This window comes from Phenylobacterium sp., from assembly GCF_004799515.1.
Taxonomy (GTDB): Bacteria; Pseudomonadota; Alphaproteobacteria; order Caulobacterales; family Caulobacteraceae; genus Phenylobacterium.
Window position 1 is genome coordinate 67,287 of the sequence record NZ_SSMX01000030.1, and the last position, 24,988, is coordinate 92,274.

Sequence of the window (24,988 nt, forward strand, 5' to 3'; positions counted from 1 at the left end):
TGGGGCCGGTGCGGGCGTTGACTCGGGTCAAAAATTGCCCTCTCTTCCCTTCGCGAGAGGCACCTAGGCGCAAGACCTTGGATCTCCGGCGTTTCGGGGAGGAAACGCCCGCTCTATCGGAGCGACTGCTCAAAATAAGGCCCGTTGCGATTATCCCCCGCAACGGGCCAAAATTTTGCCCCCGGTCATATTTTGACGGTTTCGTCAGAAATCACCAGATCCGCACCCGATCGGCCGGCGCCACATACATGGCGTCGCCCGGCTTGACCCCGAAGGCCGCGTAGAAGGCGTCGATATTGCGCATCGGCACGTCCACCCGCGCGCGCTCCGGCGAGTGCGGGTCGGAGACCAGCAGCTGACGCAGCGCATCGTCGCGGGTCTTGCCGCGCCACACCTGGGCCCAGCCCAGGAACACCCGCTGGTCGCCGGTCAGGCCGTCGACGATCGGCGCCGGCTGGCCGTGCAGGGAGGCGTGGTAGGCGTCGAGCGCCAGCAGGAGGCCGCCGAGGTCGGCGATATTCTCGCCCATGGTCAGGTCGCCGTTGATCCTGGCGCCCGGCAGCACCTCGAAGGCGCCGTATTGCTTGCCGAGCTTGACCGTCTCGGCCTCAAACTTCTTGGCGTCTTCCTCCGTCCACCAATCGGTCAGCCGTCCGGACCCATCGTAGTGGCGGCCCTGGTCGTCGAAGCCGTGGGTTGTTTCGTGGCCGATCACCCCGCCGATGGCGCCATAGTTGACCGCCGGGTCACCGTCCGGATCGAAGAACGGCGGCTGCAGGATGGCGGCCGGGAAGACGATCTCGTTGCCGCTCGGGTTGTAGTAGGCGTTGATCGTAGGCGGGGTCATGCCCCACTCGGCCTTGTCCACCGGGCCGCCCAGGCGTCCCACCCGGAAGTCCCAGTCGAAGGTCGAGGCGCGGTTGATGTTGCCGTAGAGGTCGTCGTCCTTGACGGTCAGGCCGGAATAGTCGCGCCACTTGTCCGGGTAGCCGATCTTGACGGTGAAGGCCGCCAGCTTCTCCAGGGCCTTGGTCTTGGTGGGCTGGCTCATCCAGTCCAGGCGCTCGATGCGGCCTTTCATGGCGGTGCGGATGTCGTCCACCAGGGCGACCGCCTTGGCCTTGCTCCCCGGCGGGAAGTAGGCGTCGACGTAGACGCGGCCCAGGGCCTCGCCGATCTGGCCGTCCACGACGTTCACCCCACGCTTCCAGCGGGGCCGCTGGCTGACCTGGCCGGTCAGCGCCGTGCCGCGGAAGGCGAAATGGGTCTCGTCGAAGGGCTTGGAGAGATAGGGCGCGGCCTGGTCGACCAGGGTGAAGGCCTGCCAGGCCTTGAGCGTCGCCAGCGGCGTCTTGGCGTAGATCGCCGCGATCTTCGGGAAGGCGGTGTTTTCCTGGGCCACGACCCGGGCCGCCTTGGTCAGGCCCGCGCCGGTCATGAAGGCGGACCAGTCGAAGCCCGGCGCGAGGTCGGCGAGCTTCGCCGTCTCATAGGGGTTGTACATCTTGTTGTCGTCGCGCTGCTCGGCCTTGGTCCAGGAGGCCTTGGCGATCTCGGTCTCCAGGGCGACGATCGCCTTGGCGTTGACCGCCGGCTGCGGCCAATGGGCGAGCGTCAGCATCTTGCCGACATAGGTCTCATAGGCGGCCTTCTGCTTGGCGAAGCTGGCCTCCAGGTAATAGTCGCGGTCGGGAAGGCCGAGACCCGCCTGGTTCAGATAGACCGCGTAGTGGTCCGGGTCCTTGCCGTCGACCTGGACGGACGCCGCGAAGATCGAGCCGCCGAACACCTGCAGCGACCGGCCCATGGCGCGGGCCACATCGGCCTTGCCGGTCTCGGCCTTGATGGCGGCGAGGTCGGCGGCCAGCGGCTTGGCGCCCAGGGCGTCCACCTTCGCCTCGTCCATGAAGCTGCGGTAGAGCGCGCCCACCTTGCCCTGGTCGCCGGCCGCGCCGCGGTCGGCGGCGGCCTTGTCCAGGAGGACGTGCAGGCGGGCCTGCGACAAGTCGTTCAGGACCACGAAGGCGCCGAAGCTGGTGCGGTCGGCGGGGATGACCAGCGTCTTCTCATAGCCGCCGTTGGCGTACTGAAAGAAGTCCTGGCCAGGGGCCACAGAGGTGTCGCGGCCGGCGAGGTCGAAGCCCCACGCTCCCAGGCGCGGCGCCTTGGACAGGTCGGGCGCTGGCGCGGCGATGGCGGTCTGAGCCGGGGCGGGCTTGGCCGGGGCCTTGGCCTTGACGGCTTTCTTCTTGGGGGCGGGCGCCTTCGCCGGAGCCTGGGCCGTCGTCTGGTCCGGGGTCGGCGGCTCGGCGAGCGCCGGACCGGAGGCGAACAGGGGGGCGAGCAGGGCGGCGGCGGCAGCCGCGCCGAGCCAATGGGTCTTCATCTTGCAGAGGCTCTTTCGAGAGGTTGATGTGACGTGACCATGCCCCGCAAAGGCGGCGCGAGGGTGTTACATTTTGGTCAGGAACTGGGGTGGCGGGAGACCACGCGACGAGCGGTCCGCCACGCGCGTCTAGCGGTTCGCCCCGGGCGTGGGCGCGGCCACGGGCGGCGGGCCCATGCCGGCGCTGACCACGAAGGCGACCTTCAGCCTGGCGCCGCTGGCGAAGGTAAGGGTGGCCGGGGCCCGGTCGCCCGGGTTCAGGGTCTTGGTGAGGCCGATCAGCATCAGGTGATAGGCCCCGGGGCCAAAGGTGGTCCGGCCGCCGGCGGGCACGGCGACCTTGTCCTGCTTCTCCATGGTCATGATCCCGCCGGCCATGGCGCTGGAGTGCATCTCGACCCGCGCGGCGATGGGGCTTTCCACCTTCTCCAGGGCGTCCGGGCTGCGCCCGTGATTGGCCAGAACCATGTAGCCCACGCCGGTGGTCCCGGCGACGGCGGGGCGGCTCCAGGGCTGCAGGACCTCCAGGGTCCCGGCGCTGAAGGCGCTGAGCGGGGCGGCGGCGAGGACCGTGACGGCGGCGGCGATGAGGGCGCGTTTCATGGGTGGGAGCTTACTCAATGATGATGGCCGCCGTCTGGCGCGGCGGGACCGAGGCGCAGCGAGGGCGCGGGATGGGATGGCGCGCCGGCGCCGGCGGCGGGGATATCCGTCCAGCGCTCCTCCTCCGCCCCGCAGGTCTGCACGGCCGGGAAGTAGATCGGCCCTTCCGTGGCGGGCAGGCGCACGAGGACCGCGAAGTCGTCGAACTGGTCGCCGGGCAGGCTTCCGGTCCAGGTGATCGCGCCCGCCGTCCCGTCCGGCCGATGGGCGATGGCGAGCGTCCAACCGGGCTTGGGCTGCGGCCGGGCTGACGCCAGCCCCGGCGGCATCTCCACGCGCAGCGCCGTGGTGGCCGCGGTGTCGTGGCAGCCGTGCCCGACCCGGAAGCGCACCTCCTGGGTGGCGCCGGCGGCGGCCTCGCGGGGTTCGGCGGTGACGTGGGCCTGCGCCTGGACCGCCGAGGCGGCCAGGATCGCGGCGGCGGCGAGAGCGAATTTCATGGTGCGAATCCCAGGTTCAAAAACTGTACTTCAGGTCGGCGATGACCGTGCGCTGCGGGAACGGGTGGAACAGGAAGTACGAACGGCCGCCCAGGTTGTCGACGCCGACGTCGGCGGTCAGGTGCGGGTTGACCCGGTAGCGCAGGTGGGCGTCGGCGACGAAGTAGCCGCCGAAGCCCTGGTAGGTGTTGGCGTAGGGATCGCTGTTGTCGATGGTCGCGAAGGCGCGGTCGCTGTAGCGGGCCGCCAGGCTGAGATCGACCTTCGGCGTCCAGGCGTAGGAGACGACCGCCGCGGCCCGCAGGCGCGGCAGCTGCGGCTCGTCCTTGCCCTGGGCCGCCAGGAAGGCCGGGTCCCTGTCGGTCTTGGCCACCACGTAGGTCGCCCAGCCGGAGAGCTCCAGGCCCTGAACGAAGACGTCCTTGCGGTCGGCGACCACCTCGATCCCCGTGGCGTGGGTGCGGTCGACGTTCTGCACGAAGCTGAACAGGCTGGTCGAGCCGGGCAGCAGGGGCGCGGTCTGCGACAAGAGGGCGTTGTGGATGCGCTCGTCGAACAGCGACACCCGCACGCTGCCGCCGGTCCACAGGCGCTCCGCCGAGATCTCGGAGGAGAAGGCCTGCTCGGGCCGCAGGTCCGGATTGGGAACGGAAAGCAGCGTTCCAGTGGTGATCGCCTGGTAGAGCTCGGTCACCGTCGGGAAGCGGTAGGCGACGCCGACGGAGGCCTTGAGGATCCAGTCCGGCGACGGCGCGTAGGCGAGGGTGGCCTTGGGCGAGACGGCGTCCTTCTTCAGCGACGGCTGGACCGTGTCCAGCGGCGGGGCGACGGAGAGGTTCAGCCCGTCGTAGGCGCGCCAGTGCTCGTAGCGGGCGCCGAGGGTCGCGGTGACCTGGGAGGTGACGCTCCAGGCGTCCTGCAGCCACAGCGCCTGCGTCTCGGTCCGCCCGCGGCTGAAGGTCAGCGTCTGGCCGGCCGACCCGTCGATCCAATCGCCCAGAGCATATTTGGGATTGTTCAGCTTGAAGCCGTCGTCGTGGGCGCCGAAGGTCACGACGTTGCGGCTCCCCGGCGGCCGCCAGGTCCCGCTGGCGTCCAATGTGAACCAGCCGGTGCCGTCGAGCGAGGTGCTGGTCCCCGGGCCGCCGGAGAAGGCCGCGGGCAGGCCGCCGGAGGGCATGCGCTGGCGGCTCTTCAGGGTGTCGAAGCTGGTGGCGATCAGCGCGAAGTCGAAGACGCCGCCCGTGTGGGAGGTGAGCGACAGCCCCTGGGCGAGGTCCAGCTCCTCCAGGTCGTAGACGCCGTTGGAGAAGGCGCTGTCGGCCAGCGTATAGGCGCGCCCGACGATGTTGACCGTCCCGGCGTAGACCGGCTGGCCGCCGGCGTCGCGCAGATAGCTGTTCACGCCGGCGTCGTCGTCGTTGTGGAACAGGCCGAAGCTGTAGGCGGCGGTGAGCGTGGGCGTCAGATCGTAGGTCGCCCGGCCCGACAGATTGTCCTGGACCTGATGCTCGAGGCCCATGGAGCCCAGGACCACGATCGGCGCGCCGGTGCGGCTGGCGTCGCTGAAGGCGCCGGTGACCGGCAGGCCCATCGTGCTGAGGGCTCCGGGGACGGTCGCGGTGGCGTAGGTCAGCGGCTGGGCGTGGCTGTCCAGGTGGTTGTAGCTCAGCCGGAAGGCCAGGGCCCCCAGCCGGTCGCCCAGGTCCCCGGCGAAGCGGCTGGTCCCGTAGGTGGCGTCGTCGCCGTACTTGGCGAACGACTGGACCGCGCCCTGCGCCTCGACCGTGGCCTCGAAAGCCTTGGGCATGCGGGTGGTGAAGGCGATGACGCTGCCGATGGAGTTGCCGGCGTACTGGGCCGCGAAGGGGCCGTAGAGCACGTCGACCCGGTCGATGGCGTCCGGCGCGACCAGGCCCCACTTCGGTGAGGCCGAGGTGTTGTTGTTGCCGATCAGCGAGGATATCAGCATCCCGTCCACATAGATCAGGCTGCGGGCCGAGGCGCCGACGCCCGAGGTGCGGGTGGTGACCGGGGACTGGGTGTCGCCGATGTGCCGCTCACGGATCAGGATGTCCGGCAAGTAACGCAGAGCGTCCTCCGGCGTCACCACATTGACCGTGGCGGCGATCTGGTCGGCGGTGAGGCTGGCCGTGGTGGTCGGGACATTGCTCAGGTCGCCGAGCGGCGACGGGGCGGTCACCACGACCTGGGAGACGGTGGAATTGGCCGGCGCCTCGTCGGCGCGGGCGGCGGTGGCGAGCGCGAGCGCGCAGGCGCCGCTCAGCAGGAAGCTCTTCATGGCATGCGGTCCCCCGAGCCGCCGGGCTGGGCGGCGGCTCGAAACGTCAGTTCGCGCGGCCTCAAGGGACCGCGCGGCGGGTCAGGCGTTTTGCGGGGAAGCGGGCGGGCCCTGGCCCGGCGGGCGCGGCGGGGCGCGGGCGCGCGGCGCGATGAAGCCGGCGGTGCTGATGTGCTCGACTCGGGCCGTCTCGTAGGCGACGGGCCGGACGCCGAGCGCCGGGGCCGCGGCGATGGCGGCCATGGCCGCGCTCAGGCAATCCTGGCAGGGCAGGCCGCCGAACCCCTTGTGGGCCGGGCCCGGATGCGATTCGGGGCCAGCCGCGGAAACTATCGTCGTGCCGGTCGCCGTGCAGAGGGTCAGGGCCCCCGCGGCGCCCGGCGCGGCGGCCGCGGCGGCGGGGATCAGCGCCTGGACCAGCAGGGCGAAGACCGCTAACAGCGCGGCGAGCGCGCGTCGGTCGTGCTTGGCGTTGGGGGCCGGCGGCATGGGCGGTCACTACAGCCGCCCTCGCGAATTCTCAAGCGGGCGCGCCGTCGCGGCCCGGGCCTATGACGTTTACTGTCGGAAGCTCGACGATTCGCCTGCCTGAAAGGCGCCGGGACGGCGCCGGAATTTGGTCCGTATTCCACCTGTGGTTGGAACTAAGCGGCGCCGTCTACGTTGCAGGGTCAGCGCAGTATGGGGCGCGAGTCAGTTGAGGGGGCTAGAAGCGCGTAGCGCGGTCGGAAATCCGGCGCCAGAAGGCGAATCCGCAGCGCGGATCGATCTTCGCGGCGTCCGACTGCGGCGAAATTGCAAATTTACAAGTTATTCCAAGGTTCTTGCTAGAAGCCAGCGAACGGGCGATGTGCCCCGGCCTGGCCTCTGGGATGTCTTGGTCAAGCAAATGAGGGGCTGGCGGAAACGCCGGGCGCGCCAGCTTCCTGAGAACGCCGCGGATCGACTTCGCACCTGTTGTTGATCCCGTGGGTGAACGTCGTATAGCGTCCGGTCAAGGTTCGCGGGTCCGAGAGATTGAGGTTCGAGTGTGGCTTCGGTGACACTTACGCAATCTCCGGGCCTTGATATAAGAAAAGCTGGGTCAATAGGCCGCAGCTCTAGGGCAATGAGAGGGCTCTGATTATGAAGTTCAAACTCCTGGCAGGGGCCGCCATGGCGGCGGTGTTCGCCGCGTCTGGCGCCTCAGCCGAAACCGGTTGGTATGGTGCGGCCGACATCGGCTACCACTGGCCGGAAGGCATGCAGCTGAATTCGTCGAATCTGGCGGCCAACGGCAACCAGTATATTTGGCGGTTCAACCAGGACACCGACTACACCGCCTTCCTGCGCCTCGGCTATCAGGTGGCCGACAACTGGCGGGTCGAGCTCGAAGGCGGCTATCGCCCGGGCAACCTGCGCAACGTCCTGGGCGGCAGCAACCAAGCCGTGTTCGGCCTCTGCGATCCCAACGTGCTGCGCACCGCCGCGGCCCCGGCCTGCGGCTCGCCGCAAGGCAAGATCGAGCCGTGGTCGCTCATGGTCAACGTCATCTATGACATTGGCCCGCACTGGATCGTCGATCCGTTCATCGGCTTCGGCATCGGCGCCCAGAACCTCGACCTGACCACCTTCGGCCAGTTCTCCAACGTCTCCGGCACGGTGACGCCCGCCGGCGGCGCCAACCCGGCCATCCAGACTCTGCAGGTCAACGACAACCAGACGGTGTTCGCCTATCAGGCGATCGCGGGCCTTTCCTACAAGGTCATGGACCGCCTGAACGTCGACCTGACCTACCGGTATCAGGGCACGTCGCCGGCGACCTTCACCTCGGTGGGCAGCGGCGCGCTGCAGCCGGGTAACTTCCAGGGCCGCTACAAGGACGACTCGCTGACGCTGGGCCTGCGGTATTCGTTCGCGGCTCCGCCGCCTCCGCCGCCGCCTCCTCCGCCTCCGCCGCCGCCTCCCCCGCCGCCGCCTCCCCCGCCGCCTCCGCCGCCTCCGCCTCCGCCGCCGCCTCCGCCGGCCTATGAGGCGAAGCAGTTCATCGTCTACTTCCCGTTCGATCAGTACATCCTGACGCCGGAAGCCCAGGCGGTGGTGCAGGAAGCCGCGAACTACGCCTCGGGCGGCCACGCCACCAAGGTGACCGTGGTCGGCTACACCGACACCTCCGGTTCGGCGGCCTACAACATCCGCCTGTCGGAACGCCGTGCGAAGGCCGTGGCCGACGCTCTGGTGGGCATGGGCGTGTCCCAGTCCGCCCTGTCGGTCGACTGGAAGGGCAAGACCAACCTCGCCGTTCCGACCGCCGATGGCGTGAAGGAACCGCTGAACCGCCGTTCGACCGTCGACATCAGCTTCTGATCTCGACGTTCACCGGTTCGGTGAAAGACCTGGGAGCCCGGCCGCAAGGCCGGGCTCCTTGCTTTTGGCGCACAGCCTTCCCATTAGTCCCCGCGAACGCACGGGACGAACATGCCTTTCGATCAGCTGGATTCCGCAAAATTCACCGATGAGCGCCAGGCCGCCACCGCGGCCCTGGCCGCCAAGCCCTTAGGTCCGGAGGACCGCGAGGCGGTGATCCAGGAGGCAACCGCCCTGGTGCGCGCCGCGCGCCGCAGCGCCCGCAAGCAGGGCGTGGTGGAAAGCTTCCTGCAGGAGTTCAGCCTCTCGACCCGCGAGGGCCTGGCGCTGATGTGCCTGGCCGAGGCCCTGCTGCGCACCCCGGACGAGGACACCCGCGACAAGCTGATCGCCGAGAAGATCGCCTCGGCCGACTGGGCGAGCCATGCCGGCGCCTCGGACAGCCTGCTGGTCAACGCCTCGACCTGGAGCCTGATGCTCACCGGCAAGCTGATCGACCCAGACGAGGAGGCGCGCGCCGACCTGTCGGGCTTCATCCGCCGGCTGGCCGGGCGGCTCGGCGAGCCGGTGATCCGCCGGGCGGTGGGCGCGGCGGTGAAGATCATGGGCGAGCAGTTCGTGCTGGGCGCCACCATCGCCAAGGCGATCAGGCGCGCCGCCCAGGACGGCTTCGTCTGCTCCTTCGACATGCTGGGCGAGGGCGCGCGCACCGGGGCCGACGCCGACCGCTATGAGGCCGCCTATGCCGCGGCGATCGGGGTGGTGGGCCAGCACGCCGGCGATCACGGCCCCGAAGCCGGCCACGGGGTCTCGGTGAAGCTCTCGGCGCTGTCGCCGCGCTATGAGGCCCGCCAGCCCGACCGCGTCTGGGGCGAGCTCTATCCGCGGGTGAAGCGGCTCTCGGCGTTGGCGGCCAAGGCCAACATCAACCTGACCCTCGACGCCGAGGAGGCCGACCGGCTGGTGATCTCGCTGGAGATCCTCGATCGGCTGGCCAACGAGCCGGAGCTCGGAACGTGGACGGGCCTGGGCCTGGCCGTACAGGCCTACCAGAAGCGCAGCCCACAGACGATCGAGGCGGTGGCCGGCATAGCCCGGTCCAGCGGCCGGCGGCTGATGGTGCGGCTGGTCAAGGGCGCCTATTGGGACTCGGAGATCAAGCGCGCCCAGGTGGCGGGCCTGCCGGGCTATCCCGTCTACACCACCAAGGCGGCCACGGACCTGTCCTATCTGGTCTGCGCCCGCACGCTCTTGGGCGCCGCGCCGGCGCTCTACGGCCAGTTCGCCACCCACAACGCCCATACGTTGGCCGCCGTGCGCCTGATGGCACAGCAGGCCGGGCTGGCGCCGGAGTTCCAGCGCCTGCACGGCATGGGCGAGGCGCTCTACGCCGGCGCCCGCGACCGCTACGGCGACTTCCCACTGCGGGTCTACGCACCTGTCGGCAGCCACGAGGACCTGTTGCCCTACCTGGTCCGCCGCCTGCTGGAGAACGGCGCCAACACCTCGTTCGTGCACGCCCTGCTGGACGAACGCACCCCGGTGGAGAAGGTGGTCTCCGACCCGATCTCCGTGGTGGAGGCCGCCGGCGGCGCGCCGCATCCGCGTATCCCGCTGCCGGTCGACCTCTATGGTCCGGGGCGGAAGAACTCGACGGGGCTGGATCTCTCCACCGCCGCCACGCATGAGAGCCTGGCCAAGGCCATCGCCGACCTGCCGCCGCTCTCCGCCGGCCCCATCGTCGGCGGCAAGTCCGGTAAGGGCGCCGCCACGCCGCGGGTTTCACCGTCCGACCTTACGCGCACCGTGGGCCAGGCCGCCGACGCCACGAGCGCCGATGTCGACGCCGCCTACGCCCTGGCCGCCAAGGCCCAACCCGCCTGGAACGCCCTAGGCGGCGAGGGCCGCGCGCCGATCCTGCGCGCCATGGCCGACGCGCTCGAAGCCAACCGCGAGCGGCTGATCGCCATCTGCGCGCGCGAGGCCGGCAAGACGCTTGCCGACGGGATCGCCGAGGTGCGCGAGGCCGCCGATTTCTGCCGCTACTACGCCATGCTGGCCGAGCGGCAGTTCGCCCATCCGGAGACCCTGCGCGGGCCGGTGGGCGAGACCAACCAGCTGTCCCTGCACGGCCGCGGCGTCTTCGCCTGCATCAGCCCCTGGAACTTCCCGCTGGCCATCTTCACCGGCCAGATCGCAGCGGCCCTGGCGGCCGGCAACGCGGTGCTGGCCAAGCCGGCCGAGCAGACCCCGCTGATCGCCGCCGAAGCTGTCCGCCTCTATCACACGGCGGGTCTCAACCCTGACCTGCTGCACCTCTTGCCCGGCGACGGCGCGACCATCGGCCAGGCGCTGGTGGCGCATTCGTCCTGCGCCGGCGTCGCCTTCACCGGCGGCACGGAGACGGCCTGGGCGATCAACCGGACGCTGGCGGCGCGCAATGGGCCTATCGTGCCGTTCATCGCCGAGACCGGCGGCCTTAACGCCATGTTCGTGGACACCACGGCGCTGCGCGAACAGGTGATCGACGACGTGCTGATGTCGGCCTTCGGGTCCACCGGCCAGCGATGCTCGGCGCTCCGCATGCTGTTCCTGCCGCACGACACCGCCGACCTGCTGATCGAGGGCCTGGCCGGCGCCATGGACGCCCTGGTGGTCGGCGACCCTGCCGATCCGCGTACGGACGTCGGTCCGGTCATCGACGAGGACGCCCGCGCCGCCCTGGCCAAGCACCGCGACCGTTTGGGGGCGGAGGCGAAGGTGCTGCACGAACTGGCGGCTCCGGACGGGGGCCACTTCTTCGGTCCGGTCCTGGCGGAAATCCCGTCCGCCGCCTTCCTGCAAAAGGAGGTGTTCGGACCGATCCTGCACGTGGTCCGCTACGACGCCGGCAAGCTGGAGGCCGCCGCCGCGCCGCTGGCCGCCGCCGGCTATGGCCTGACGCTCGGCGTCCACAGCCGCATCGAGGCCTTCGCCGAGGAGGTCCGCGCCGCGGTCCCGGCGGGCAACGCCTACGTCAACCGCTCGATGATCGGCGCGGTGGTGGGCGTCCAGCCGTTCGGCGGCGAGGGCCTGTCCGGCACCGGACCAAAGGCTGGCGGCCCCAACGCCCTCCTGCGCTATGCGGTGGAACGCGCGGTCAGCGTCAACATCGCCGCGCAAGGCGGCGACCCGGCCCTGCTCAACCTCAATCCCTGATCGTGGGGTCGGCGGGCGGCGGCGCGTGGCGCATCAGCGCCAGAGGCCGATCCTCGTTGTCGCGGAACACGGCCATCCAGTCCTCCGCCCCGTCCGGGTGGCGATAGATCATGTGCGGCGCGCTGACGAAGCGGACACCGCGCGCCTCCAGTTCGCGGCAGGCGGCGTGGATATCCTCCACGCGGAAGTAGAGGATCGATTCGCCGGCGGCCTTGGCGGTCTCCTGCAGGTAGAGCCGTGTCTCGCCCAGCCGGAAGAACGCCATGCCCGGGAAGGCGTAGAGCAGGTCCAGGCCGAGGATCTCCCGGTACCAGGCCTTGGCGGCCTCGATATCGGCGACGGTGCGGGCGATCTGCGCGAGCGGGCCGACCGTGACGTCACCGGCGCCCTCCGTCGGCTCGCGTTGGAGCGCACTGCCGCTCCAGACGCCGTCCCAGCGGCGCAGCTCAGCCCGGGTGGGCAGGCCCAGCTTGAGCAGGGCGTTGGCCACATGGAACTTCACCGCGTCCAGGCTCACGCCCTGGCGGCGGGCGATTTGCGGGTTGCTCATGCCGTGGCGGACGGCTTCGACCACCCGCCACTCGGCGGGGGTCAGGACGTCGGCGTGCGGCGGGCGACCGCGGGACCTTCGGGCGGTCATACCGGATGCTAGTGAGGATTCGCCGCTTTCGGCGCCTCGCCCATGAGCGCCAGGGCGTTGCCGTCTGGGTCGGTGAACTCCAGGAGCTGGACGTCCGTCGTGGCCAGATGCTGCACCGTCTCCGGCGGCCCGAGGAAGCGGACGCCGCGGTCCGCGAGCGGCTTGGCGCGCGCCAGGCCTGGATCGCTGAAGTAGAGCTCCACCGCCCCGGTGGGCGCGTGGGCGTCGCTCCGCTCCAGCCGCAGGCGGACGCCGCCCGCGTCGAGGAAGGCGGCGCCTGGGACCCGGAACAGCAGCCGGACGCCGAGGACGCCCTGGTAGAATGCAATGGAGCGGTCGAGGTCCTTCGCCGGCAAGGTGATCTGCATCAGCTGGACGTCGGTCAGCGGCCCGGCCGCCTCGCTGGCCACGCCGGCGCTCGCACGGGGCAACAGGACAGACAATATCAGGGCGGTCGCGATCCCGTGGCGGTTCATGCGCATCTCCAGCTGCCGACCTTAAGGCTAGGCCTCCGGCGCCGGAATTTCCCTACCCGACGGACGGAAAGGGGATCGGGCCTTGTTTGACGCCGACGGGATTGCTCATACCGGCGATATGGGGATTGGACGGTTCGCCGGTCACACTCTCGTGAGCGGGGGGTGCGGCGACGTGAGCCAAGTGGTTGATCTGCCGAGGGGCGAGACCTTCCGTTAACCCCCGGTTTACGAAAAAAGCTGGGGGCCGAAGGGCCGTCCTCATTGACGAGTCATTAGGACCAGTGCCCCATATGTGGGTTGTCGGGCGTGTCGCCACACAACATGTAGGGGCGTTGAACACTTTCTCTTCCGAAGAGCGTTCAATAGGGGCATGGGTCAGGGACAATGAGTGAAGCGGCGAAAGTTGGGATTGCCGAGGCGATTGAACGGGTTGTGGACCGCGCCGAACGCCCGCAGCTCACCCTCGTCCGGAAGGTCGAGGTCGACCGGTCGCGCGACGCGCTGCTGACCGATTTCGGTAAGACCACGCTCGAAGACCGCTACCTGCTGGCCGGCGAGAGCTATCAGGACATGTTCGCCCGAGTCGCCACCGCCTACGCCGACGATGCTGACCACGCGCAACGGGTTTATGACTACATCTCGAAGCTGTGGTTCATGCCCTCTACCCCGGTGCTGTCGAACGGCGGGGCGGGCCGCGGCCTGCCGATCTCCTGCTTCCTCAACGCCGTGCCCGACAGCCTGGAAGGTATCCAGAGCGTCTGGAACGAGAACGTGCACCTGGCCTCCAACGGCGGCGGCATCGGCACCTATTGGGGCAACGTCCGCTCCATCGGCGAGAAGGTGAAGGGCGCCGGCCAGACCAGCGGCATCATCCCTTTCATCCGGGTGATGGACTCGCTGACGCTGGCGATCAGCCAGGGGTCCCTGCGCCGCGGCTCGGCCGCCGTCTACCTCGACATCCACCACCCGGAGATCGAGGAGTTCCTGGAGATCCGCAAACCCTCCGGCGACTTCAACCGCAAGAGCCTCAACCTGCACCACGGCATCGCCGTCACCGACGAGTTCATGGAAGCCGTGCGCGACGGGGCCATGTTCGGCCTGCGCTCGCCCAAGACCCAGGAGATCGTCCGCGAGGTCGACGCGCGGTCCCTGTGGCAGAAGATCCTCGAGATCCGCCTGCAGACCGGCGAGCCCTACCTGATCTTCTCCGACACCGTGAACCGCTCCATGCCGCAGCATCAGCGCGAGCTCGGCCTGTCGGTGCGCCAGTCGAACCTATGCTCCGAGATCGTGCTGCACACCGGCAAGGACCACCTGGGCAAGGAGCGCACCGCGGTCTGCTGCCTGTCGTCGGTGAACGCCGAGACCTTCCTGGAGTGGCGCGACCATCCGACCTTCATCGAGGACGTCATGCGCTTCCTCGACAACGTGCTGGAGGACTTCATCCTCCGCGCCCCGCCGGAGATGGCCAACGCCGTCTACGCCGCCAAGCGCGAACGCTCGGTGGGCCTGGGCCTGATGGGCTTCCACACCTTCCTGCAGCAGCAGAACGTGCCGTTCGAGAGCGCGCTGGCCAAGAGCTGGAACATGCGGCTCTTCAAGACCCTGCGCCGCCAATGCGACGCCGCTTCGCGCGCGCTCGCCGCCGAGCGCGGTCCCTGCCCGGACGCCGAGGAGCGCGGCATGATGGAGCGCTTTTCCCACAAGCTGGCCATCGCGCCGACCGCCTCGATCTCGATCATCTGCGGCGGCACCAGCGCCGGCATCGAGCCGATCCCGGCCAACATCTACAGCCACAAGACGCTCAGCGGCACCTTCGCGGTGAAGAGCCCCTACCTGGAGCGCTTGCTCGAGGAAAAGGGCCGGAACACCTCGGAGGTCTGGGACTCGATCCTGGAGAACGAGGGCTCGGTCCAGCATCTGGACTTCCTCAGTCAGGACGAGAAGGACGTCTACAAGACCGCCTTCGAGATCGACCAGCGGTGGGTCATCGAACTGGCCGCCGACCGCACGCCGGACATCTGCCAGTCGCAGTCGGTGAACCTGTTCCTGCCCGGGAACGTCGAGAAGTGGGACCTGCACATGCTGCACTTCCAGGCGTGGGAGCGCGGTTGCAAGTCGCTCTACTACCTGCGCTCGAAGTCGGTGCAGCGGGCCTCGCACGCCGGCGGCGAAGCTATCGCCCAGGTCGACATGTCGGGCATGGCCAAGACCGACTATGAGGAATGCCTCGCCTGCCAATAGGCGCCGCCCGGTAGATTCTGTCCGGCGGTTCTGGTCGCAACGGCGTCTTTGAGGCGGCGTTTCGGCGGCGAGCGCGTCTGTATCAAGATTTGGCGCCCCCGCGGCACGGCTTTTGCACGTCCACAATTGACTCGCGCAAGCTTAGGGCTCGTGCCTAGGCTTTGTTCGGGAACCGCAATCCAGTTTGCGACTTTCGCTCTCGAGAGATCGCAAACGTCCGCAGCGGGGCTGCGGGGTGGGGAGAGACGGGACGATGCGGCCGCTGGCGATGTTAGCCACTGTCGTGACCTGCGCCGCGGCGAGCACCGCCGGGGCCCAGACCCATTCGGACCAAACCCAGAGCTTTTCGAACACGGCGCCGCTGTCGATCCAGCTTCCGGCCGCCGGTTCCGACGACCAAGTCGCGACCGAGGCGCTGCTCAACGGCGCGGCCTTCGCGCCCCGCACTGCGTCCAGCTCGGTCGACCCGATCAGCGACCTCATCAACCACGAGAACTACGACCCCGGCGTGGGCCTGGTGCGCTGGATGACCGGCGCGACCCAGCTGCCGACGAGCTCGGCCGGCGCGGTGGATTCGCTGCGGATCAGCATCGGCGGGACGCTGCGCACGCCGGGCGGCCTGCCGCTCAACATCAGCCACGGCCAGTACGACGCCAGCGCCTATGAGGTGGCCTTGACCCGCGACTGGCCCGCGGCCCTGGCCTACGACGGCGGCGGCTTCGGCATTGAGGTCACCCCGCACGCCGGCGTCGGCATGACCAACCTGGGCGGCTCGGCCGAGGCCGGGGCGACGCTGCGGCTGATGCAGAAGGACGCCGCGATCAAGGAGCGGCTGAACGCCATGGGCGTGCGCGACGGCGACGGCTTCGGCGACAAGGGCCGCTGGTACCTGTTCGCCGCCGCCAGCGGCCGCGCCGTCGGCTACAACATGCTGCACGGCGAGCAGGGCTGGGACCGCGCCGGCGTCACCACCGACCAGACCTCGACCCTGATCGGCGACACCCAGGTGGGCGTCGGCTGGCGCAAGGGGGACGTGCAGACCTCGTTCGGCTACATCCACCGCGACGTGAAGGGCGCCCAGAGCATCCTCTGGGGCGTCGATCCCCGGCCGGACTCCATGGTGGCCTTCTCGTTCCAGATCCGGCCGCACTGAGCCGGCCCAGGCCGACTCAGCCCTCCCAGCCTTCCACGAACGGCGCGCGGGCGGCCCACAGGGCGGCGAGCCTCGGCTCGGCGTCGGCGGCGCGCACCGCCGGGGCCAGGCCGGGCGCTGCGGCGTAGAAGCCCTTCCGCCGCGGGCCCCAGCGTGAGACCATCGCCAGGTAGAGGTCCAGCACGCCGATCTCATCGCCCAGCAGGAAGCGGCCGGCCGGCGTCAGCCCATCGCCCATGATCCGCCAGCAGTCGAGGATGCGCTGCGCCGTCCGCTCGCGCAGCACCGCCTCGTGCGCCGGGTCCGCCGCCAGCCGGCTGGGCTCGTCGCGGATCCAGTAGAGCGCGTAGACCTGGGCGGCGATGAAGGCCATCCAGCGCAGGAACCGCGGCCGCAAGGATGAGTCCAGCCCAGGCGCCAAGCCCGACCCCGGATGGCTGTCGGCCAGGTGGATCAGGATCGCGGCGCTCTCGGTCATCAGCTCGCCGGAGGGCAGGACCAGCGCCGGAACCTGGCGCATGGGATTGATCCGCGCCATTTCCGCGCTGACCGCGACCTCCCGCCAGGTGGCCCGCTCAACCATCCGATAGGGCTCGCGCAGCAGGGTCAGCGCCGCTTCAACCGGGACCGAGCCAGTCCCCGGCGCGCCATAGACCACATAGCCATCGCCCATCGGCGTCCCCATTTCATCCACATGCCTCACGGAACAGTGCACAGCATCTAGAGGTTGGCCCCCTGACGGGCCCCATTAGTGGTGTACCGTTTCTTAACCCAATTTGATTCGTAGCCGAGCCGCACCGATGACCGCCAGCGCCTCCACCTTCCAGACCCTGCCGGGCCTCCTGACCCCGTCGGCGGCCTACAAGCCGTTCCGCTATCCCTGGGCCTATGACCTGTGGAAGCGCCAGCAGCAGGTCCACTGGATGCCGGAGGAGGTGCCGCTGGGCGAGGACTGCAAGGACTGGGCGGCCAAGCTCAACGACGGCGAGCGCAACCTGCTGACCCAGATCTTTCGCTTCTTCACCCAGTCCGACGTCGAGGTGAACGACAACTACATGGAACGCTACGCCCGCGTCTTCAAACCCACCGAGGTGAAGATGATGCTGGCGGCCTTCTCCAACATGGAGACGATCCACATCGCCGCCTACGCGCTCCTCCTGGAGACGATCGGCATGCCGGACAGCGAGTTCACGGCCTTCCTCGATTACCAGGCCATGCGCGACAAGCACGACTACATGCAGCAGTTCGGCGTCGACACCCACGCCGACATCGCCCGCACGCTCGCCATGTTCGGCGGCTTCACCGAGGGGCTGCAGCTGTTCGCCAGCTTCGCCATGCTGATGAACTTCCCGCGCCACAACAAGATGAAGGGCATGGGCCAGATCGTCAGCTGGAGCGTCCGCGACGAGAGCCTGCACTGCGAGGGGATCGTCAAGGTCTACCACGCCTTCAACGCCGAGACCGGGGCGGTGACCAAGGCCGTCGCCGACGACATCGTCGATTGCTGCAAGACGGTGGTGGGCCTGGAGGACAAGTTCATCGACCTGGCCTTCGAGGCCGGCGAGATCGAGGGCATGACGCCCGACGACATCAAGAAATACATCCGCTTCATCGCCGATTGGCGCCTGCGCCAGCTGGCCCTGCCGGAGGTCTATGGCGTGAAGGAAAACCCGCTGCCCTGGCTGCAATCCATGCTGAGCGGCGTGGAGCACGCGAACTTCTTCGAGGCCCGCAGCACGGAGTACTCGAAGGCCGCGACGCGCGGTCAGTGGCAGGGCGGCGAGGGCGTGTGGGCGGCGTTCGATCAGATGCAGGCCAAGCGGGCGGCGGGCGCTGCGGGGATGCCGGCGGAGTAGGAGTTATCCACAAATCGCCAACGCATTGTCCACAGGCCAAGTTAGGTTGTCTGTGGGCGGTTGGTGGTGGGTACTTGTCGTGGCTAAGGAATCGGAGCCTCGAATAGAGGCGGCCGAGCGAGTTCGTTTCTGAAGGAGATAAAACAGGCGAAATTTGAAAAGGTCAGAATTTGGTTCTGACATCCCTTTCGGAGGCTCGCGGCGCAGCCGAGGAAGGAACCGGAGGGGGAAGCGGTCATCGTTTTGGGAACTAGGCCGCTCCCTCCCTCCTCTCAACGACGCTTTCGCATGCGTTGATATTTGCAGCCTACGGCTACCTGCCGAAGAGGCAATCCCAACGATCAAGCTGAAGGCGTCTTTCCTGTTAACAACACAGAGAAAGATTCCATCATGGGTAAAGCCCCTGGATCTAATTCGGGCCGCAACGGCGGCATCTTCCAAGAACAAGGGCCGCGCGGCGGCAAACACGATAACTTCGCCACGGTTCCGGAACGCACCCGGTTTCCGCCCACGACGAGCCCCGGCTCTACGTGGGTGCCGGTGAAGCGCACGCCTCACGGCAGCCGCTAGTTTGCGGGGGTCTGAGGGAATACTTCACTCAGACCCTTCCGCCAATCTCGTCGAATACTACCTAAATCATGAATGATGTTGGGGGTATCAATGCCAAATTTCGGCTTTTCTGCTTTCCTAAAGCTCCTCTCGCAGAACCCGCGTCCGCAGCGTACGCCCGTTCAGCGGATCGTGGGTTCGAGGTCCTCATAGAGGTCGCGCCAGGCGGGATTGAAGCGTTCGATGAGCTCGAGCTTCCAGAGCCTGCGCCAGTGCTTCATCGCCCGCTCCCCTGCGCGGGCGGCGTCGCGGGTTTCGAAGGTCTCGTAGTGGACCAACTGGGTGACGCCGTATCGTTCGGTAAAGCTGGGCCGGACATGGTCGCGGTGCTCCAGCGCGCGGCGGGGCAGGGTCTGTCCGATGTAGAGCGTCCCGTTGCGGCGGCTGGCCAGGATGTAGACGTAGAAGGACATGATCCGTCCCCTGAACAAAAGCACCCGGGTCTTCGCTTCCATGCGAAGACGGATGGTCATTTGTTCACTTTTTGTTCTAAACTTCAAGCAGCAAACGCAGATGGCCCGCGCCCGGGCCACGCCGGACGCGAAGCACCTCTGCGGGCTTGATCAGCTCATCCGCCAGCCGGGCGCCGGCTGCATCCATTGCTTAGTGCGACTCAACGACCCCGTCGTGGACAACCGTCGTGGAGCCGGCGGGCGGCGTGATCACGACCGTCTTTTCATGGGTGGTTCCACAGGCGGCCAGCAGAACCGACGCCGCCAAACTGGCTACAATAATCAACCCGCGCATCGCTCTTCTCCAAAGCCTAGGCGCCGCTCTTAATCCTCCAGCGCCATGGCGGTTCCCGGCGGGCGGCTCTACTGCGTCCCGTCCGGCCGCAGCGGCAGTCCCCAGCGGGGCAGGCGGCCGCGGGCGGCGGCGTAGGCCCAGGCGGCGGCGAGCGCGGCGGCGGCGGCAAGCGCGTAGATCAGGCCGCCTTCGATGGAGGGGGCCTGGCCGACCCACAGGCCCGGGCCGCCCTGGGCGACGTGGACCAGGGCCGGGTCGTGGCCCGGGCGCGCCCCGACGTTGCCGACGCCGACCAGGAAGGTCTGCGTCCAGTCCCAGGCCGCGTGGAGGCCCATCGGGAACCACAGCGAGCCGGTGGCGAACCGCAGGATCGTGAAGACCAGGCTGAGGCCCATGACCGTCACCACGAACCCCGGGCCGAAGCCGCCCAGGGTGAAGTGGAACAGGGCGAAGATCAGGGCGGTCAGCAGCACGGCGGCCCAGGCCGGCATGCGCTCGCCCAGGGTCTGGAGGATGTAGCCGCGGAAGGCGATCTCCTCGCAGAAACCCACGCCCAGCGAGGGGAACAGGCCCAGCGCGGCGCGCGGCCAGGCCATGGACAGGCTGTCGATCCCGGTCACCCGCAGCCAGCCCAGCCCGAATTGGACGGCGAACACCGCGAGCAGCAGGGCCGCGCCGGCGACGAAGCCCAGCGGAAAGCGTCCGAGCGTCGGCGGCAGCGGCGTGGCCATGCCGGCCCAGGGCCTGCGGTTCAGCTTGCTGCGCATCAGCCAGGTGACCAAGGCCACGCTGGCGATCCACAGCACCCCGTGGGAGACGGAGAACGCCCACTTCGGCGCGCCGGGCGCCAGACGCGGCAGCGCCAGGGCCGAGAGCATGGTGGCTCCCAGGTAGAGGACGCCGTAGCCCGCAATGTAGACAAAGCCGATCAGGATCGAGGCCGGCGCGCTCCAGGCGCGCGACGATCCCGGCACGGCGCTCCCACGACCGTTTTCCACACGCTCCCCCTTCTCAAGCCGCCGCGCCAGCGTAGACGGCGAACATGGCGCCCGCCAGCCAGGCGATGTTTCGATGAAGATCGAACTGGCGTCGCGCGCGGGCGACGCCTATCCGATCGGCCAACCCGGCCGGCGCATCTCGAACATGGCGTCGGGGCGGATCTCGGCGTAGTCGCCCATCCGGCCGGCGCGCAGGATAGGGTGGGCCTCGGCAGTCTGGTAGACGCCGTCGCGGATCAGGGCCTTGTCGATGTGGACAGCCACCACCTCGCCCAACACCAGCCAGGCGTCGACCTTGATCCCGTCGGCGCCTTGCAACTGGATCACCTGGGCCAGCACGCATTCGAAGTTGACCGGGCTTTCCAGCACGCGCGGGGCCTTGACCTTGCGGCCCGGCGCGGCGGTGAGGCCGGCCAGCGCGAACTCGTCGACCTCCAGCGGCGCCGGGGCGGAGGTGAGGTTCATGGGTTCGGCCAGGGCCTTGGTGGCCAGGTTCCAGCAGAATTCGCCCGCCGCCTCGATGTTGGCGACGCTGTCCTTGCGGCCCATGGAGGCGAAGCCGATCAGCGGCGGCGTGTAGTTGAAGGCGTTGAAGAAGCTGTAGGGCGCGAGGTTATGGACCCCGTCCGGGCCGATGGAGGAGATCCAGCCGATCGGCCGCGGGCCCACCACGGCGTTGAACGGGTCATGCCGCAGGCCGTGGCCGGCCTTGGGCTCATAGTAGTGGGCGTTCTCGTCGGCCATGGGCGAGATTTAGGGCCTCGGCGGGCGTCGCGATAGCGCCATGCATCCCGCGCGCGATCCACGCGTTTGGCAGCTCGGGGGGCCTGCATGCCAGGAGGCGCGCTCATGTACCGCAACGACAATTTCGTTTCCCGCTTCGAGCGTTACGCCGCCCCGGGGGGCGGCATCCTGGCCGCGGTCATCGCCGTCGTGGTGGTAACCGTCCTGTCGGCGGTGGCGTCCGTGCACGGGGCCTCATAAAACCGCGAATAGACTCGCAATTCGGCGACAGCGTCACCATGTAGAGGGAAGCGCCGTCGGGCGTGTGCCGCCAGACAAGCGGTCGAGCCTTCCCGATGCGGCGCTCCTCGAGACAATCCATGCCCATTCTGTTCGTGGCCGCCGCGCTCTGCGTCGTGTTCGCCCTCGTCGTTCCCTTTGTCGCGGTCCTTAAGCCCGCCGCGGCCCGGCGCCGGTCGTGAGCCGCGCCCCCGGCGACGGCGAGTTCCCGCCCACCCCGTTCCTGTCGCCGCGCAACGTGCCGCTGTGGATGGGCGTCCTCCTGGTCCTGGCGGTGATTGGCCTGGTCCTCTGGGTTCCGCGATGACTGGCGAGGCCGGCGCCGCAGTCGGCCAGAATATGGGCGGCCAAGACGTCGCTGGCCTCGTGGAGCTGCGGCGCGAGAACCTCTATCTGCGCCAGCGGATCGTCGACCTGCAGTCCGACGTCACCAGCCTCACGGCGGAAGGCGATCGTTTGCGCCAGATCCTGGAGCGCCTGCACGGCCGGCGCGCGCCACTGCCCGATCCCTTGAGCGGCGGCCAATAGGGCGCCTGCGGATGATCCGCGGCAAACCCTCAAGTGAACATGCGCCGCCCGGCGCCAGCGCCTCGTCCGCCCAGGACCGCACGATTGTCGACGCCTTTGCGGACCTCGCGCCGGTCATTGCGCCGACCCTGGGCCTTCCGCCCGGGGGCGTCAGCGACCGCCATGCGGTGCTCTCCGACGAGCTGCACCATCGCGTGCAGAACACCCTGGCCATTGTCCTGGCCCTGGCCCGGCTGACCGCGCGCTCGGTCTCGACCACCGAGGAGTTCCAGGTCGCTTTCGGCGACCGGGTCCAGGCCATGGCCCGCACCAACAGCCTTTTGCTGCGCGGCCAGGTCCAGGCCATCGACGTGCGCGCCGCCCTGGAGACCGAGCTGGAGCCCTACCGCAGCGGCGGCGGCGCGGTGACGCTGGATTGCGAGCCTATGGGCATCGATCCCGATGCGGCGCTCAGCCTCAGCCTCTTGATCCACGAACTGGCCACCAACGCGGCGAAGTATGGCGCGCTCTCCGGCCCCGGCGGGGTTCTCGCGATCCGCTGCGTGCGCGGGCCGGACGGCGGGCTGATCGACTGGGTGGAGACCTCTCCCGTCCCGGTCACCGGGCCCAAGCGCACCGGCGCGGGCTCGGTGCTGATCTCGCGGCTGGCCCGCGACCTCGGCGGCGCGGCCGAGCTGGATTTCCGCAGCTCCGGCCTGACGGCGAGGATCACCTTCAGCCTCGATCCCGGCGCGGCGGAGGCCGCGGCCGGGCTGCTCTAGGAGATCCCTCAGGCCTCGACCACCATCTTGCCCACCGGCGCCAGCGAGGCGGCCGCCAGCTTTACATGCTGGACGGCGAAGGGGATGCCGATGATGCTGATCGCCTGCACCACGGCGATGACGATGTGGTGCAGCGCCAGCCACCAGCCCACGACCACCAGCCACAGGACGTTCAGGACACAGCTCGTTGGCCCGTCGTCGCGGTCGACGATCAGCTTGCCGAACGGCCAGTAGCTGAAGCCGGCCAGCCGGAAGGCCGCCGGCGTCCAGGGCAGGCCGATGATGGTGATGGCGAAGAGCAGTCCGGCCACGATCCACAAGGTGCCGGAGATCCAGCCGCCGAAGATGAACCAAAGGACGTTGAGCAACAGGCGCATGGGACCCTCCGGCGAGGCTTGGAGCGTAGCAACAACCGGCGGCTGAGGTCGATCTCGGCCTTCAGGCGCCGGTTTGCGCGGCCTTGACGAGGATTTCGACCGCCGGCGCGATGGCGACGATCAGGTCGGCGGGGGGCCGCTTGGCCAGGAAGGCGAAGACCGGCCGGCTGGTCGCCTCATGCTCGGCCAGGGCGCGCGCCAGCAGCGGGGCGGCCTGCTGGCGCGCCCCGGGGCCGAGGGCTTGACCGTGCTCGATGGCGTCGAGCGCATCCAGGCCCGCCGCCGAAAGCGCGGCCACGTCGGCGTTGACCGGCAGGGCGGCTTCCAGGTCGGGATGGCCCCGGGCCGCCTCGGCGAAGCGGGGCGCGTTGGCCGCCCAGATCCGCAGCTGGGCGCGCAGGACGGGCAGGGCGGCCCTGTCGCCGGCCGCCAGCCGCCTGGCCGCCAGCTCGAAGCGCAGGGCGGCCGCGCCGTCGACGGGCGCGGCGTCGGCCGGCGCGGTCAGGCGCTGCGGCGGCGGATGGCGCTGTCCGGCCAGCATGGCGCGCAGGGTCTGGTTGTGGGTGGCGTACCGGCTGGGCGCGACCGTCTCCAGGAAGGTCGCCACGGCGTCCGGCGCGTCGGGGGCGAGGCGCGTGGCCATGCGGGCGCGGCTGGCGTCGGCCTGGAGCCCGAGCAGGTTGAGCTCGTCCTCGATCACCGGCAGCCGGCGCGCGAGGCTGTCAGGATCGCGCACGTCGCGCGGCGACCAGAACCGTTCGGCCAGCGCCGCGGCGCGGGGCCAGAGGCGCGCGTCCAGCATCTCGTCGGTGACCAACTCGCTCCAGAGCGCCATCTCGCCGCCCAGCACCAGCGTCTCCTGCTCGGGCGTCAGCGGCGGCATGGGCTTGATCTCCAGGGGCCTGGCCGCGCCGCCCGCCAGCGGGCTGAGCGTCTGCAGCCGCGCGACCTCGGCGGACGTCAGGCCGTCGCCCTGCAGGTCGACGGGGTCGACCGCATAGTGGCTGGCCGCCGGCATCAGCTGGTCAAGGTAGTAACCCGCCGAGACGATGGTCGGGTGGCCGCCGGCGACCGCCAGGCCGGTGGCGTTGGCGTTGCGCCAGGCCTGGACGATCACCGTCTTGGGGATCGGCGTGGCGGCGATCTCGTCCCAGCCGACCGCGGTCTTGCCGCGCCGCGCCAGCATCTCGCGCACCCGGCTATGGAAATAGGCCTCCATCTCCACGCGGCTCTTGAGGCCGTGGGCCGCCATGAAGGCCGCCACCGCCGGCTCGTGCGACCATGCCGCGTCGCTGACCTCGTCGCCGCCCACATGGAAGTCGGCGTCGGGGAACAGCCCCGCCATCTCGCCCAGCAGGCCGTCGAGAAAGCGGTAGGTCGCCTCGGACGCCGGGTTCAGGGCGCGGTCGAAGACGGCGAAGGCGTCGGCGGGGTCGCCGGCGGCGGCGATCTCGGGATAGGCCGCGCAGATGGCGCCGGTGTGGGCCGGGACGTCGAACTCCGGCACGATGCGCACGCCCCGTTCGGCGGCGTAGGCCACCAGCTCGCGGATCTCAGCCTGGGTGTAGAACTCGCCGTGCTGGGTCGCCTGCAGCTTGGGATAGCGCAGGCTCTCGACGCGGAAGCCCTCGTTGTCGCTGAGGTGCAGGTGGAGCACGTCGAGCTTCACCCGCTCCATGGCGTCGACCTGCCGCTTCAGGGCGGTCAGCGACATGAAGTGGCGGGCGGTGTCGACCATCACGCCGCGCCAGGCGAAGCGGGGCGCGTCCTCGATCCGGACGAAAGGCGCGTTCGCAGGCTCGGTCCCGACGCCGACGAGCTGGCGCAGGGTGGCCAATGCATGCAGCGCGCCGGCCGGGCCGTCGGCGTCGATCCGCACGCCCTGGGCGTCGACGTCGAGACGGTAGCCTGCCTTGGCCTCCAGGCTCAGGTAGCCGGCGTCGGCGCTGCGGCAGCGGACGGTGAGCGTCGGGCCCGCGCCTTGCGGCTCGGCCAGGCTGCGCTGGCGGGCGATGTCGGCGGCGAAGCGGCTCAGGGCGTGCGAGATCAGTGGCTGCGGGCAGCCGCTGGCCCTCGCGGCGAAGGGCGCGGCGAGCGGCAGGGCGCCGGCCGAATAGGCCACCGCCTTGGGCTGCGGCATGAGCACCGGCTCGGCGCGGGCGGCGCCAGCGGCGAGCGCCAGGAGCCCGGCCAGAGTCCAGGCCGCGGCGCGAAGGGGCATGAGGGATCCCACCGGGCCAA

22 protein-coding genes are annotated in these 24,988 nt (G+C 69.4%); 9 read left to right on the forward strand and 13 right to left on the reverse strand.

The window, feature by feature from the left end:
* Positions 1-211: 211 nt before the first annotated feature.
* The 5 genes from E8A49_RS13540 to E8A49_RS13560 form a co-directional block, all read right to left on the reverse strand.
* Positions 212-2,386, reverse strand: coding sequence for a M13-type metalloendopeptidase (locus tag E8A49_RS13540; RefSeq protein ID WP_293382022.1), 2,175 nt, complete (start codon positions 2,384-2,386; stop codon positions 212-214).
* A gap of 129 nt (positions 2,387-2,515) precedes the next feature.
* A complete protein-coding gene (locus E8A49_RS13545; protein ID WP_293382025.1) occupies positions 2,516-2,989 on the reverse strand; it encodes a copper chaperone PCu(A)C in 474 nt (157 codons plus the stop codon).
* A 14-nt stretch (positions 2,990-3,003) separates the two neighbouring features.
* Complete coding sequence (locus E8A49_RS13550; RefSeq protein WP_293382028.1) at positions 3,004-3,489, reverse strand: YcnI family protein; 486 nt, start codon at positions 3,487-3,489, stop codon at positions 3,004-3,006.
* A 16-nt stretch (positions 3,490-3,505) separates the two neighbouring features.
* Complete coding sequence (locus E8A49_RS13555; protein WP_293382031.1) at positions 3,506-5,791, reverse strand: TonB-dependent receptor; 2,286 nt, start codon at positions 5,789-5,791, stop codon at positions 3,506-3,508.
* Between the two features lie 81 nt (positions 5,792-5,872).
* Positions 5,873-6,280: a DUF2946 family protein gene (locus tag E8A49_RS13560; protein WP_293382034.1), complete on the reverse strand. Its 408-nt coding sequence runs from the start codon at positions 6,278-6,280 to the stop codon at positions 5,873-5,875.
* A 636-nt stretch (positions 6,281-6,916) separates the two neighbouring features.
* Here E8A49_RS13560 and E8A49_RS13565 point away from each other — a divergent pair.
* Positions 6,917-8,137, forward strand: coding sequence for an OmpA family protein (locus tag E8A49_RS13565; RefSeq protein WP_293382037.1), 1,221 nt, complete (start codon positions 6,917-6,919; stop codon positions 8,135-8,137).
* A gap of 111 nt (positions 8,138-8,248) precedes the next feature.
* Positions 8,249-11,335 carry a bifunctional proline dehydrogenase/L-glutamate gamma-semialdehyde dehydrogenase PutA gene (gene putA, locus E8A49_RS13570; protein WP_293382040.1) on the forward strand — a complete coding sequence of 1,029 codons (3,087 nt, stop codon included), beginning with the start codon at positions 8,249-8,251 and terminating at the stop codon, positions 11,333-11,335.
* Here the strand turns inward: putA and E8A49_RS13575 are convergent.
* A complete protein-coding gene (locus E8A49_RS13575; protein WP_293382043.1) occupies positions 11,325-11,975 on the reverse strand; it encodes a VOC family protein in 651 nt (216 codons plus the stop codon). The genes putA and E8A49_RS13575 overlap by 11 nt on opposite strands.
* Positions 11,976-11,983: 8 nt before the next feature.
* Complete coding sequence (locus E8A49_RS13580) at positions 11,984-12,451, reverse strand: VOC family protein (RefSeq protein ID WP_293382046.1); 468 nt, start codon at positions 12,449-12,451, stop codon at positions 11,984-11,986.
* Between the two features lie 384 nt (positions 12,452-12,835).
* Here E8A49_RS13580 and E8A49_RS13585 point away from each other — a divergent pair, with 384 nt between their 5' ends.
* A complete protein-coding gene (locus tag E8A49_RS13585; protein ID WP_293382049.1) occupies positions 12,836-14,695 on the forward strand; it encodes a ribonucleoside-diphosphate reductase subunit alpha in 1,860 nt (619 codons plus the stop codon).
* A 268-nt stretch (positions 14,696-14,963) separates the two neighbouring features.
* A complete protein-coding gene (locus tag E8A49_RS13590) occupies positions 14,964-15,848 on the forward strand; it encodes a lipid A-modifier LpxR family protein (protein WP_293382052.1) in 885 nt (294 codons plus the stop codon).
* A gap of 16 nt (positions 15,849-15,864) precedes the next feature.
* Here the strand turns inward: E8A49_RS13590 and E8A49_RS13595 are convergent, their stop codons facing one another.
* Positions 15,865-16,521 carry a glutathione S-transferase family protein gene (locus E8A49_RS13595; protein WP_293382055.1) on the reverse strand — a complete coding sequence of 219 codons (657 nt, stop codon included), beginning with the start codon at positions 16,519-16,521 and terminating at the stop codon, positions 15,865-15,867.
* A 127-nt stretch (positions 16,522-16,648) separates the two neighbouring features.
* Between E8A49_RS13595 and E8A49_RS13600 the strand changes: the two genes are divergently transcribed.
* Complete coding sequence (locus tag E8A49_RS13600) at positions 16,649-17,704, forward strand: ribonucleotide-diphosphate reductase subunit beta (protein ID WP_293382058.1); 1,056 nt, start codon at positions 16,649-16,651, stop codon at positions 17,702-17,704.
* 731 nt (positions 17,705-18,435) lie between these two features.
* Here the strand turns inward: E8A49_RS13600 and E8A49_RS13605 are convergent.
* The 3 genes from E8A49_RS13605 to E8A49_RS13615 all read right to left on the reverse strand — a co-directional run bounded on the left by E8A49_RS13605 (position 18,436) and on the right by E8A49_RS13615 (position 20,802).
* Positions 18,436-18,786 carry a GIY-YIG nuclease family protein gene (locus E8A49_RS13605; protein WP_366928823.1) on the reverse strand — a complete coding sequence of 117 codons (351 nt, stop codon included), beginning with the start codon at positions 18,784-18,786 and terminating at the stop codon, positions 18,436-18,438.
* 342 nt (positions 18,787-19,128) lie between these two features.
* Positions 19,129-20,034, reverse strand: a complete 906-nt coding sequence (locus E8A49_RS13610) for a type II CAAX endopeptidase family protein (protein WP_293382061.1) — start codon at positions 20,032-20,034, stop codon at positions 19,129-19,131.
* A 132-nt stretch (positions 20,035-20,166) separates the two neighbouring features.
* Positions 20,167-20,802: a flavin reductase family protein gene (locus E8A49_RS13615; protein WP_293382064.1), complete on the reverse strand. Its 636-nt coding sequence runs from the start codon at positions 20,800-20,802 to the stop codon at positions 20,167-20,169.
* Between the two features lie 105 nt (positions 20,803-20,907).
* Here E8A49_RS13615 and E8A49_RS13620 point away from each other — a divergent pair, with 105 nt between their 5' ends.
* From E8A49_RS13620 to E8A49_RS13635, 4 genes are all read left to right on the forward strand, one after another.
* Positions 20,908-21,042 (forward strand): hypothetical protein, encoded by a 135-nt coding sequence (locus E8A49_RS13620; RefSeq protein WP_293382067.1) that lies wholly within the window; start codon positions 20,908-20,910, stop codon positions 21,040-21,042.
* Between the two features lie 217 nt (positions 21,043-21,259).
* A complete protein-coding gene (locus E8A49_RS13625) occupies positions 21,260-21,388 on the forward strand; it encodes a hypothetical protein (protein WP_293382070.1) in 129 nt (42 codons plus the stop codon).
* Positions 21,385-21,609 (forward strand): hypothetical protein, encoded by a 225-nt coding sequence (locus E8A49_RS13630; protein ID WP_293382073.1) that lies wholly within the window; start codon positions 21,385-21,387, stop codon positions 21,607-21,609. Before E8A49_RS13625 ends, E8A49_RS13630 begins: the two co-directional genes overlap by 4 nt.
* 11 nt (positions 21,610-21,620) lie before the next feature.
* On the forward strand, positions 21,621-22,370 hold the full coding sequence (locus E8A49_RS13635; RefSeq protein ID WP_293382076.1) for a sensor histidine kinase: 750 nt from the start codon (positions 21,621-21,623) through the stop codon (positions 22,368-22,370).
* 8 nt (positions 22,371-22,378) lie between these two features.
* Here E8A49_RS13635 and E8A49_RS13640 read toward each other — a convergent pair whose 3' ends face one another.
* Positions 22,379-22,747 (reverse strand): YccF domain-containing protein, encoded by a 369-nt coding sequence (locus E8A49_RS13640; RefSeq protein WP_293382079.1) that lies wholly within the window; start codon positions 22,745-22,747, stop codon positions 22,379-22,381.
* 61 nt (positions 22,748-22,808) lie between these two features.
* Entirely contained in the window at positions 22,809-24,968 is a 2,160-nt protein-coding gene (locus tag E8A49_RS13645) for a family 20 glycosylhydrolase (protein ID WP_293382082.1), read from the reverse strand.
* Positions 24,969-24,988 lie beyond the last annotated feature (20 nt).